This window comes from Pseudomonas sp. ICMP 460, assembly GCF_002723595.1.
GTDB lineage: Bacteria > Pseudomonadota > Gammaproteobacteria > Pseudomonadales > Pseudomonadaceae > Aquipseudomonas > Aquipseudomonas kitaguniensis.
The window spans coordinates 36,907-47,755 of the sequence record NZ_LKBR01000036.1; the positions used below are offsets into that span (position 1 = coordinate 36,907).

Genomic DNA, 10,849 nt, shown 5'->3' on the forward strand with positions numbered 1-10,849 from the left:
CATGAGCGAGCATTTTTGCAGTGACGACGGCAGCGCCATCGTTGCCGACCTGGTCCGCGTGATCGTGGCCAACCGTGAATACCTCAGCGAAGTCGACGGCGCGATTGGCGACGGCGACCACGGCATCAACATGGCCAAAGGCTTCGCCGACTGCGGGCGCAACATCGAGGGCCGCCAATTGAGCCTCGCCGAAGCCCTGGATGAACTGACCTTGAGCCTGATGGAAGGCATCGGCGGCTCCATGGGCCCGCTGTACGGCAGCCTGTTTATCGGCATGGCCGATGAAGTGCGCAACCGCGAAGACATCGACGCCGCGACCTTTGCCGGTCTATTGCGCGGCGGGCTGACGTCGCTGCAAGACATCACCGAGGCCGGTGTGGGCGACAAGTGTTTGATGGACACGTTGATCCCGGCGGTTGAGGCCTTTGAGCGTGCGCATGCAAGTGGGGCGTCATTCAATCAGGCGCTGGAAGCGATGAAGCGCGCCGCCTCGCAAGGGCGTGACTCGACCAGAGACCTGGTGGCTAAAATCGGCCGGGCCAGCCGTTTGGGCGAGCGCTCGCTGGGCGTGCTGGACGCTGGGGCGGTGTCGTGCTGCCTGATCCTGACGTGTTTGGCCGGTTCGGTTGAGCAGCGGTTGAGGTGATGTTGCAACTGGCTGTTGTGACGAGGGAACTTGCATGTGGCATGAGCTGCAAATGCCCCTGTGGCGAGGGGGCTTGCTCCCGTTGGGGTGCGAAGCAGCCCCTTGCTGAGCTGGCTGGTTTGATCTGATGCACCGCGGGGGTTTTAGAGGGGCTGCTGCGCAGCCCAACGCGAGCAAGCCCGCTCGCCACACAAGCCCGCTCGCCACACGAGCCGGGTTTTCACAAAAGCCCGCTTGCCAGAATAAGCCTGCCGGGGGATGTGCTTCGGTTACCAGAAGCGCTGTTGCGTCAAACGGCTCCACCAGGTCAGCAACACGCGGTCCACCGAGCCGCTGGCGGCCAGGCCTACGCGTTCCTGCAGGCTCTTGCGCTCGGCATAGTGCAGGTGGAACACCTCGGCGGTCTTGGCCTTGCTGGCCAGGTATTCGTCGCTGGTTTGCAGCTCGTCGACCAGTTGCTTGTCGAGGGCTGCAACACCCAGCCACACCTCACCCGTCGCCACGTCATCAATCGCCAACTGCGGGCGATAACGCGAGACGAAGTTCTTGAACAACTGATGCGTAATGTCCAGGTCTTCCTGGAACTTTTCGCGGCCTTTCTCGGTGTTTTCGCCAAACACCGTGAGCGTGCGTTTGTACTCACCGGCAGTCAGCACTTCAAAGTCAATGTCGTGCTTTTTCAGCAAGCGGTTAACGTTGGGCAACTGCGCCACCACGCCAATCGAGCCGAGGATGGCGAACGGCGCGCTGATGATCTTCTCGCCGATGCACGCCATCATGTAGCCGCCGCTGGCCGCGACCTTGTCGATGCACACGGTCAACGGCACGCCAGCCTGGCGGATACGCGCCAGTTGCGAAGACGCCAAACCATAGCTGTGCACCATGCCGCCGCCGCTTTCCAGGCGCAGCACCACTTCGTCTTTCGCCGTGGCCAGGCTCAGCAGCGCCGTGATCTCATGGCGCAGGCTCTCGGTGGCCGAGGCTTTGATGTCGCCGTCGAAATCCAGCACAAACACCCGTGGCTTGGCCTCGGCTTTCTTCTTGCTGTTCTTCTTTTGGCTTTTGCTTTCGGACTTACGCAGGGCCTTGAGCTGGTCCTTGTCGAGCAAGCTCGACTCCAGGCGCTCACGCAAACCCTTGTAGAAGTCATTGAGCTTGCTGACCTGCAATTGACCGGCCGATTTGCGACGGCCTTTGCTGCGCAGCGCCGCGAAACTGATCAACACCACGAGGATGGCGACCACCAGGGTGACGGTCTTAGCCAAAAAGCTTGCGTATTCAGCCAGAAAATCCATGTGACTCCTTACAGGTGCGGTTTACAGATGGCGGTGCGCCAGGCGCAGATTGCCCCAGCATACCGGCGGCACGGCGTTCGAGCCAGTCATCAAACCGCCACCAAGCGAGCTCCAATGAGATTTTAAAACGAGCGTATGTTTTTCCATTGACAGCTTGCAGGCATCCTCATAACCTCGCCAGACTTTCAACGTACCGGGAAAACGGACGTGGGCAGCATTTACCTGATTCGACATGGCCAGGCCTCCTTCGGTGCAGACGACTACGACGTGCTGTCGCCCATCGGCGTGGAGCAAGCGCACGTGCTCGGTCGCCATCTCGCAGCGCTGGGCATAAGGTTCGACCGCTGTATCGCCGGCGACCTGCGCCGCCAGCAGCACACCGCTACCGCCGCTTTCGATCAGTACGCTGCCCTGGGCCTGTCGGTTCCGGCGTTGGAAATCGACCCTGCGTTCAATGAGTTCGACGCCGAAGCGATCATCCGCGCCCTGCTCCCCGACCTGCTGGGCGCCGAACCCAACGCCATAGAGGTTCTGCGCAACGCCGCGCAACACCGCAGCGAATTCCAGCGCATCTTCGCCCTGATCATCGAGCGCTGGCTGGCCGGCACGTATGACCCGCCGGGGCTGGAAAGCTGGCTGGGGTTTGTCGAACGGGTACAAGGTGGCCTGCAACGCATTCTTGAAGCGGCCGACAGCTCGCACAAGATCGCCGTGTTTACCTCCGGCGGCAGCATCACCGCCCTGCTCCATCTGATAACCCGAATGCCCGCCGCCCAGGCCTTCGAACTGAATTGGCAAATTGTTAACACCTCGCTCAACCAGCTGAAATTCCGTGGTCGCGAGGTGGCGCTGGCTTCCTTCAACAGTCATACCCACTTGCAACTGATGAAGGCGCCGCAGCTCATCACTTTCCGATGAAGTGCGGCCAACCGTGACCCCAAGGTCACTGGACTCAACCCTAAAGGATCGAAACCATGACTGACGTAGCTAAAGCTGTAGAAGCAATGAAAGCCAAATTCAACCCAAGCGCTGCTGATGGCCTGGACTTGGTATTCGGTTTCCGTATTGACGAGACCCAGAACTTCTCGCTGGTGGTCAAGGACAACACCTGCGAGCTGCTCGAAGGTGAAAACCCGGACGCCCAAGTGACCCTGGTGATGGACAGCGACACCCTGAAAGGCATCGTCAGCGGCGAAACCGACGGCATGCAGGCTTTCATGGGCGGCAAGCTGCGCACCGAAGGCGACATGATGCTGGCGATGAAGCTGAGCGACCTGTTCCCGGCCTGATAAACGCCGCGGTCCAAACAATAATCCCGCCAACTGGCGGGATTTTTCGTTTATAGGGTTGGGGCTACCACCCAGTCTCCTGTGAAGCCCACACTAGGGGCGGTCTCGCCAACAAGGAAGCATAAACAATAACAACCCAGTGGTTTATCGCTAAAGAGTCTTCATTACTGGTATTTCTGACAGTAGTCGCCGACCAGTGATAGCCACACAGTAAAACCCTCTAACACTCAAGAGGGTATTCAAAATGCAAAGCCAATCTACTGCGCTCGGGAATGTAACGGTATCGATCAGTCCGGACGAACAGGTCACTATAACGACAAAAAACAACGGTACGATTACGACCAAGATCGTCGCGCTGAGTGAGGACCAAGCGAGCATTATCACAGCGTTGGGCGATAATATTAAAATTGATGAGATCGTCGAGGTTTCCCCGGCGACCAAACCGATTACGGCGAGACTCTTCGGCGGTATCACATTGGCTGCTGGCAACCTTGCTACAACCGTAGCCGGCGGTGCCAAGCCGAACCCTCCCCTGACGTTCACTTACATCAATGGAATTAGGGTGCCGTTAACATAACCCTACTATCGAGGCTGCAATAACAGCACCACCAACGCACTCCAGCCGGTCTGATGCGAAGCCCCCAACCCACGCCCGGTCTCGCCATGAAAGTACTCATGGAACAGCACCAGATCGCGGCTGGCCGGGTCTGCCTGCAATTGCGCATACCCCGCCATCGACGGCCGCAGGCCATCTTCATCACGCAAAAACAACCGCGTCAGACGTTGGCTGAGGCTGTCGGCCACTTCCTCAAGCGACGCCAGATAGCCGCTGCCGGTGGGGTATTCCACAGAGAAGTTGTCGGCGTAGTAACGGTGAAACTCGCGCAGCGACTCAATCAGCATGTAGTTCACCGGCATCCACAACGGCCCACGCCAGTTGGAATTACCGCCGTACAAGCGTGAGTCGGATTCACCCGGCTGATAGCGTGCGCACAACGTGTCGCCGTTCATCTTCAGCGCCAGCGGCTGCTCGGCATAGGCTTTGGACAAAGAGCGCACGCCAAACGTCGACAAGAACTCGTTGTCATCGAGCATGCGCCGCAGCAGGTCTTTGGTGCGTTCGCCGCGCAACAGCGCCAGCAACAGGCGGTTACCCTGCCCCGGCTCGTTCCAGCGCGAGACCAACTTGGCCAGGTCCGGCCGGTGCTGCATGAAACCCAACAGCCGCTCGCGCAAACCGTCCAAACCTTCATGTTCGCGCTGCTCCAGCACCAGCACCGCGAACAACGGCATCAAGCCGACGATGGAACGCAGGCGCACCGGCTCGTTCTGGCCGTCGGGGCGATGCAGCACGTCGTAGAAGAACAGATCCTGCTCGTCCCACAGCCCTTCGGCACTGTCGTCGACCCGGTTGATGGCCCCGGCGATGTACAAAAAGTGCTCGAAAAACTTCACCGAAATATCCACGTACACGGCATTTCGTTTGGCCAGTTCCAGGCCCATGCGCATCAGGTCCAGCGCATAGGCGGCGACCCACGCGGTGCCGTCGGCCTGATCCAGTTGATAACCCGGCGGCAACGCGGCCGAGCGGTCGAACAAGGCGATGTTGTCGAGCCCCAGAAAGCCGCCCTGAAACAGGTTGCGCCCTTCGGCATCCTTGCGGTTGACCCACCAGGAAAAATTCAGCAGCAGCTTGTGGAAAATCCGCTCCAGGAAATCCATATCGCCTACGCCGGTCAACGCTTTGTCTTGCTGATACACGCGCCAACTGGCCCAGGCATGCACTGGCGGGTTGGCGTCGTCGAACCGCCATTCATACGCCGGCAGTTGGCCGTTGGGGTGCATGAAGCGGTCCTTCACCAACAGCAACAACTGTTGCTTGGCGTACTCAGGGTCAATCAGTGCGATGGCCACCGCCTGAAAGCCTTGGTCCCACGAGGCGTACCACGGATATTCCCACGTGTCGGGCATGGACAGGATGTCGAAGTTGGACAGGTGCCGCCAATGCGTGTTGCGTATATGCAGGCGCTCAGGCGGTGGCGCGGGCTGGGCCGGGTCGCCGTCGAGCCATTGGTTCACGTCAAAATAGTAGAGCTGTTTGGACCAGAGCAAACCGGCCAGTGCCTGGCGTTGCACGTTGCGCGCGTCTTCATCGGCGATGCCCTGTTGCAGGGCCGCATAAAAGTCGTCGGCCTCCTGTCGGCGTTGTTCAAACAGCTTGCGCGCGTTGACCTGCGGCGCGTCGGCGGGCGCAAAACGCAGGTACAGGCTTTTACTTTCCAGGCCCGCCAGCTCAACAATAAAGCGCGCGGCGACCTTGGTGCCGGCGTCGCGGCGAATCGCCGATTGAACGCCATCTACCACGTAGTCGTTGATGCCATCCTTGAACGGCCCCGGCGCCGGTTGCCCGTCCAGCTTGGGATAATTGCTCTCGTTTTCGCAGAACAGCCACTCCACGCCGTCCTGGCCCCACGCGCTGAGGTACCGGTCAGGCAGTTCAGGGTGACACGCCAGCACGTGCTCAGCGTCCAGCCGCAACTGCGGCTTGGCGGCGTCAAGCGTCCAGCTCCAGTCATTGCGCGCCCACACTTGAGGCAGCACCTGCAGGCGCGTCGGTTGGTCCGAGCGGTTGTGCACGGTGACCCGCATAAAAATATCGTCAGGCTGATGCTTGGCGTATTCGACGCTGACATCGCAGTAGCGATTGTCCTCGAACACGCCCGTGTCGAGCACCTCGTACTCGGCATCTGCAAGCCCTCGGCGGGCGTTTTCGGCGGTCAGGTCGGCATACGGAAAGGCCGCGTGCGGGTACTTGTAAAGCATGCGCATATAGGCATGGCTGGGCACGCCGTCGACAAAAAAGTACAGCTCCTTGACGTCTTCACCGTGGTTGCCCTCGGCGTTATTCAGGCCGAACAGGCGCTCCTTGATGATGGTGTCGCGCTCGTTCCACAGCGCCAGGCCGAGGCACCAGCGTTGCGCCTTGTCGCTGAACCCGGCCAAGCCGTCCTCGCCCCAGCGGTAGGCGCGGCTGCGTGCATGTTCATGCGGGAAATACGCCCACGCGTCGCCGTCTGCGCTGTAGTCCTCGCGCACCGTGCCCCATTGGCGTTCACTTAAATACGGCCCCCACTCGCGCCAGCGTTCGGCCTGTTGAGTGGCCAGGCGCTGGCCTTCAATCGTTTCAAGGATGTGGGTTGCGGGCGTGGCCGTCATCGGGTCCTCCATCACTGGCACAGTTGGGGGCAGTGTAGAACCCATGCGCGCCCGGATGCACATGAAGTCTGCGGCGTGCGCACAAAAAACACGCTCACGCGTCTGCGCTGCCAAGCGTTTCAGTCATTTGCAGAATGAAGTCCTGAGGAATCTTCGTTTGCAACACCGCCGCAAGCTCAACAAAATCCTCAGAACGGCCCACTCGGCGCCACAGCGTTCAGGAATTTTTCTATGCCAAATGCCGCCCATGTCAGCCCGGACGCGATTCGCAAGGCCTTTTCCAAGGCCATGTCCGACATGTACCGCGAGGAAGTGCCGCTGTATGGCGCGTTGATGGAGCTGGTCACGGCGACCAACGCCCACGCGCTGGAGAATGATTCGGCCCTGGCCCGGCAGTTACAACGCACCGCAGAGATCGAGCGGCTGGGCATGGAACGCCACGGCGCGATCCGCTTGGGCAGCGCTGAGGAACTGGCGACCATCAGCCGCTTGTTTGCGGTGATGGGCATGCAACCGGTGGGTTATTACGACCTCACGCCGGCCGGGGTTCCGGTGCACTCCACGGCGTTTCGCGCCGTGCATGAACGCGCGCTGCAGGCCAGCCCGTTCCGCGTGTTTACTTCATTGCTGCGCCTGGAACTGATCGAAAATACCGACCTGCGCGCCTTCGCCGAAAGCGTTTTGGCCAAGCGCAAAATCTTTACCCCCGGCGCCTTGGGGCTGATCGAACAAGCCGAGCAGCACGGCGGCCTGAACACGACGCAGGCTGATGAATTTGTTCGTCAGGCCCTCGAAACCTTCCGCTGGCACCCCACCGCCACCGTCACCCGCGCGCAGTACCAGCAACTGAGCAACCAGCATCGTTTGGTCGCCGACGTGGTGGCGTTCAAAGGCCCGCACATCAACCACCTGACCCCGCGCACGCTGGACATCGACCACGTCCAGGCGGCCATGCCCGGCAAAGGCATCACGCCCAAAGCGGTGATCGAAGGACCGCCGCGCCGTCGCTGCCCGATCCTGCTGCGCCAAACCAGCTTCAAGGCCCTCGACGAGCCCATCGCCTTCACCGACGCCCAAGGCAGCCACAGCGCACGCTTTGGCGAAATCGAACAGCGCGGTGTGGCGCTCACGCCCAAGGGCCGCGCGCTGTATGACCAACTGCTGAACGCCGCGCGCGATGCACTGGGCGCGTTCCCGAATGAGGCGAATGCCGCACGTTATGTGCACTTGCTGGAAGCGCATTTCGAGGCCTTCCCTGACAACCACATGCAGATGCGCGAACAGGGCCTGGCGTATTTTCGCTACTTCGCCACCGAGCAAGGTCTGGCCGCACGCGGCCAAGCCAATCAACCGCAAACGCTGGACGCGCTGATTGTAGCCGGCCACGTCGACGTGGAGCCGCTGGTGTACGAGGATTTTCTGCCGGTAAGTGCGGCGGGTATTTTTCAGTCGAATTTGGGCGATGCCGCGCAGAGCCACTATGCAGCGAATTCGAACCAGGCCGAATTCGGGCAGGCGCTGGGCCGCAAGACGCTTGACGAGTTGCAGCTGTATGGCGAGACGCAACAGCGCTCAATGGATGAGTGCACTCAAGCGCTGCTGGCGTGAAACAAGCTGCCCGCCCGGCTCAACAGCGCAATCCTTGCGCCGTAACAGCCCCCAGAGCCGAGCGGACGGTGCGCATCATAATCAGGCAAAAGCGCCTTGTCCTTCAGACAATTCTGAATAAATATTACCGCCTTGCTGCAGGCGTGCGCGCGCTCGCGCCTAGCCCAGTTGCAGCACAATTTTGTCTTTAACCTGCAAGCGCTTTTTCTTGAGCTTCTCCAACGCTTCATCGGCCCCGCCTGACGACTCGAAAGCCAGCACCTCCTTATCGGCGGCCTCGTATTGCTCAAGCAGCGAATTCAAACGGTCATCGCGCCTCCTGCGTTCGTGAACGACTTCCTTGGTCAAACCCAAATCCTGATACAGGTCGTGTTTCACTGGCATGGAGTACCTCCGCAAGTTGATCAATGGCCTACGCTCTTGAAGCTAGACCATTCTTGGGGCGCTTGTCATATTTGCGCGCAGCGCTGCCCCGTTCGTCGCTGCCACGGCGATGGGATCAAACCTTTGCCGGCCACTGCCCTCCACTGTAAATCGCCACCCGAGGGAGAACGGTTTCATGAATCACGCTGCCACTGCTGTCGACACGCACTGCATCAACACACTTCGCACGCTGGCCATGGACGCCGTGCAGAAGGCCAATTCCGGCCACCCCGGCACGCCCATGGGCCTGGCGCCGGTGGGTTACACGCTGTGGAGCCGGTTCCTGCGTTACCACCCCGAGCATCCCGATTGGCCTAACCGCGACCGCTTTGTGTTGTCGGTGGGGCATGCGTCAATGCTCTTGTATTCGCTGCTGCACCTCGCGGGCGTGGTTGAGATTGATGCCCACGGCAAGCGCTCCGGCCTACCGGCGATCAGCCTGGACGACATCAAGCAGTTCCGGCAGATGGGTTCGAAAACCCCCGGCCACCCCGAGTACCGCATGACCACCGGCGTTGAGACCACCACTGGTCCGCTTGGTCAGGGCTGCGCCAACAGTGTGGGCATGGCCATGGCCGAGCGTTGGCTGGGCCAGCGTTTCAACCGCGAGGGCAAGGCGCTGTTCGATTACAACGTCTACACCCTGTGCGGTGACGGCGACATGATGGAGGGCATCAGCAGCGAAGCGGCCTCGATGGCCGGGCATTTGAAGCTCGCCAACCTGTGCTGGATCTACGACAACAACACCATCAGCATTGAGGGCCATACCGAGCTTGCCTTCAGCGAAGACGTGATCAAGCGTTTCCAGGCCTACGGCTGGCATACGGTGCACGTAACCGATGCCAACGACTTGCAAGCCCTGAGCGCCGCCCTGGAGACGTTCAAGGCCAATACCGGCGCGCCGACCCTGATTGTGGTCGACAGCGTGATCGGCTACGGCTCGCCGCACAAACACAACACCGCTGCTGCCCACGGCGAACCGCTGGGCGAGGAAGAAATTCGCCTGACCAAAGCCGCTTACGGCTGGCCGCAGGATTCAAGCTTCCTGGTGCCCGATGAGGCGCGCACCGTGCTGCGTGACGCGCTGCTTGAGCGCAGCCAGCCGCTGTATGAAGAATGGACCCGGCACCTGGCGCAGCTTGAACAGCACGAACCGCAATTGGCCGATGAACTGCGCCGCATGCGCGCCGGTGAAATGCCCGAGCAATGGCAAGCCGCGTTGCCGACCTTTGACACCGACGCCAAGGGCGTCGCCAGCCGCGCCGCCGGTGGCGAGGTGCTGAATGCCTTCGCGCAGCAAATCCCCTGGCTGCTGGGCGGCTCGGCGGATTTGTCACCGTCGACCAAGACCAACCTCACCTTCGACGGCGCGGGGCGTTTCAGCGCGGACGACTACAGCGGGCGCAACCTGCATTTTGGTATCCGCGAACACGCCATGGGCGCAATTGCCAATGGCATGGCGCTGTCGTACCTGCGGCCCTACACCTCGACGTTCCTGGTGTTCAGCGACTACATGAAACCGCCGATCCGCCTGGCGGCAATCATGGAATTGCCGGTGGTGTTTGTGTTTACCCATGACTCCATCGGCGTGGGTGAGGATGGGCCGACGCATCAGCCGATCGAGCACTTGACGCAACTGCGCGCGACGCCGGGGTTGCTGACCTTGCGCCCAGGCGATGCGAATGAAACCCTGGAGCTGTGGAAGGTTGCGCTGGCGCAGACTGATCGGCCAAGTTGCGTGGTGTTGTCGCGTCAGGCATTGCCGACGCTGGACCGTACGAAGTACGCGAGCGCCTCGGGTGCTGCCAAAGGGGCTTACGTTTTGGCGAGTGCTGATGAGCCCAAGGTGTTGCTGCTGGCGACCGGCAGCGAGGTCAGCCTGGCGGTGGCGGCTTATGAGCAGTTGAAGACCGAAGGGATCGCCGCGCAGGTGGTATCGATGCCGAGCTGGGAGCTGTTTGAAGACCAGGACCAGGCGTACCGTGACAGCGTTTTGCCGCGGGCGGTGAAAGCCCGGGTGGTGGTGGAACAGGCCGGGCCATTGGGCTGGGACCGGTATGTCGGGCAGACCGGCGCCAAGGTGGTGATGAACAGTTTTGGCGCCTCGGCGCCGCTGGCCAAGCTGCAGGAGAAGTTCGGGTTTACGGCTGAGAATGTGGTGAAGTTGGCCAAGGAGCAGATTCAACTCGCGCAGGCTTGAGTGTGGGGGGGGCTGGGGTTTTGAGTGCGTATCCGTTATTGAGGTTATGGCTTATATCGGTTCCGCTCTTACAGCCAGCCCTTTCAAGGTCTTTGATAAAATCCCCCAAAACGCCAGTCAGGGGAACGAAATCGATGTGGGCAGAAGTTCTAGCGCGGTTTGAGAAAAAAGC

General features: G+C 60.7%; 10 protein-coding genes. 6 read left to right on the forward strand and 4 right to left on the reverse strand.

What is annotated here, in order from left to right; translation table 11 throughout:
* The first annotated feature begins 1 nt into the window (after position 1).
* A complete protein-coding gene (dhaL, locus tag AO240_RS21805; RefSeq protein ID WP_099239151.1) occupies positions 2–646 on the forward strand; it encodes a dihydroxyacetone kinase subunit DhaL in 645 nt (214 codons plus the stop codon).
* Between the two features lie 269 nt (positions 647–915).
* On the opposite strand, the gene sohB is transcribed toward dhaL, so the two are convergent.
* The gene (gene sohB, locus AO240_RS21810) at positions 916–1,941 is read right to left on the reverse strand and encodes a protease SohB (RefSeq protein WP_099239153.1); all 1,026 of its coding nucleotides are present in this window, start codon (positions 1,939–1,941) and stop codon (positions 916–918) included.
* 21 nt (positions 1,942–1,962) lie between these two features.
* Positions 1,963–2,175 (reverse strand): hypothetical protein, encoded by a 213-nt coding sequence (locus tag AO240_RS28465; RefSeq protein ID WP_143505429.1) that lies wholly within the window; start codon positions 2,173–2,175, stop codon positions 1,963–1,965.
* Here AO240_RS28465 and AO240_RS21815 point away from each other — a divergent pair.
* From AO240_RS21815 to AO240_RS21825, 3 genes are all read left to right on the forward strand, one after another.
* The gene (locus AO240_RS21815) at positions 2,149–2,859 is read left to right on the forward strand and encodes a histidine phosphatase family protein (RefSeq protein WP_099239155.1); all 711 of its coding nucleotides are present in this window, start codon (positions 2,149–2,151) and stop codon (positions 2,857–2,859) included. The two genes, AO240_RS28465 and AO240_RS21815, sit on opposite strands and share 27 nt — an antisense overlap.
* Before the next feature lie 56 nt (positions 2,860–2,915).
* Entirely contained in the window at positions 2,916–3,230 is a 315-nt protein-coding gene (locus AO240_RS21820) for an SCP2 sterol-binding domain-containing protein (protein WP_099239157.1), read from the forward strand.
* Positions 3,231–3,474: 244 nt separating this feature from the next.
* On the forward strand, positions 3,475–3,807 hold the full coding sequence (locus AO240_RS21825) for a hypothetical protein (protein WP_099239159.1): 333 nt from the start codon (positions 3,475–3,477) through the stop codon (positions 3,805–3,807).
* Positions 3,808–3,812: 5 nt separating this feature from the next.
* On the opposite strand, the gene AO240_RS21830 is transcribed toward AO240_RS21825, so the two are convergent.
* Positions 3,813–6,446, reverse strand: a complete 2,634-nt coding sequence (locus tag AO240_RS21830; RefSeq protein ID WP_099239161.1) for a glucosidase — start codon at positions 6,444–6,446, stop codon at positions 3,813–3,815.
* 231 nt (positions 6,447–6,677) lie between these two features.
* Between AO240_RS21830 and AO240_RS21835 the strand changes: the two genes are divergently transcribed.
* Positions 6,678–8,054 (forward strand): VOC family protein, encoded by a 1,377-nt coding sequence (locus AO240_RS21835; protein ID WP_099239162.1) that lies wholly within the window; start codon positions 6,678–6,680, stop codon positions 8,052–8,054.
* A gap of 159 nt (positions 8,055–8,213) precedes the next feature.
* On the opposite strand, the gene AO240_RS21840 is transcribed toward AO240_RS21835, so the two are convergent.
* On the reverse strand, positions 8,214–8,438 hold the full coding sequence (locus tag AO240_RS21840; RefSeq protein ID WP_099239164.1) for a YdcH family protein: 225 nt from the start codon (positions 8,436–8,438) through the stop codon (positions 8,214–8,216).
* A gap of 175 nt (positions 8,439–8,613) precedes the next feature.
* Here AO240_RS21840 and tkt point away from each other — a divergent pair, with 175 nt between their 5' ends.
* Complete coding sequence (gene tkt / locus AO240_RS21845; protein WP_099239166.1) at positions 8,614–10,677, forward strand: transketolase; 2,064 nt, start codon at positions 8,614–8,616, stop codon at positions 10,675–10,677.
* Positions 10,678–10,849 lie beyond the last annotated feature (172 nt).

Bases quoted from the DNA above. Each gene is read 5' to 3' on its own strand.
- dhaL (WP_099239151.1), top strand. From the start codon at position 2: ATGAGCGAGCATTTTTGCAGTGACGACGGCAGCGCCATCGTTGCCGAC.
- sohB (WP_099239153.1), bottom strand. From the start codon at position 1,941: ATGGATTTTCTGGCTGAATACGCAAGCTTTTTGGCTAAGACCGTCACC.
- AO240_RS28465 (WP_143505429.1), bottom strand. From the start codon at position 2,175: ATGTCGAATCAGGTAAATGCTGCCCACGTCCGTTTTCCCGGTACGTTG.
- AO240_RS21820 (WP_099239157.1), top strand. From the start codon at position 2,916: ATGACTGACGTAGCTAAAGCTGTAGAAGCAATGAAAGCCAAATTCAAC.
- AO240_RS21825 (WP_099239159.1), top strand. From the start codon at position 3,475: ATGCAAAGCCAATCTACTGCGCTCGGGAATGTAACGGTATCGATCAGT.
- AO240_RS21830 (WP_099239161.1), bottom strand. From the start codon at position 6,446: ATGACGGCCACGCCCGCAACCCACATCCTTGAAACGATTGAAGGCCAG.
- AO240_RS21835 (WP_099239162.1), top strand. From the start codon at position 6,678: ATGCCAAATGCCGCCCATGTCAGCCCGGACGCGATTCGCAAGGCCTTT.
- AO240_RS21840 (WP_099239164.1), bottom strand. From the start codon at position 8,438: ATGCCAGTGAAACACGACCTGTATCAGGATTTGGGTTTGACCAAGGAA.
- tkt (WP_099239166.1), top strand. From the start codon at position 8,614: ATGAATCACGCTGCCACTGCTGTCGACACGCACTGCATCAACACACTT.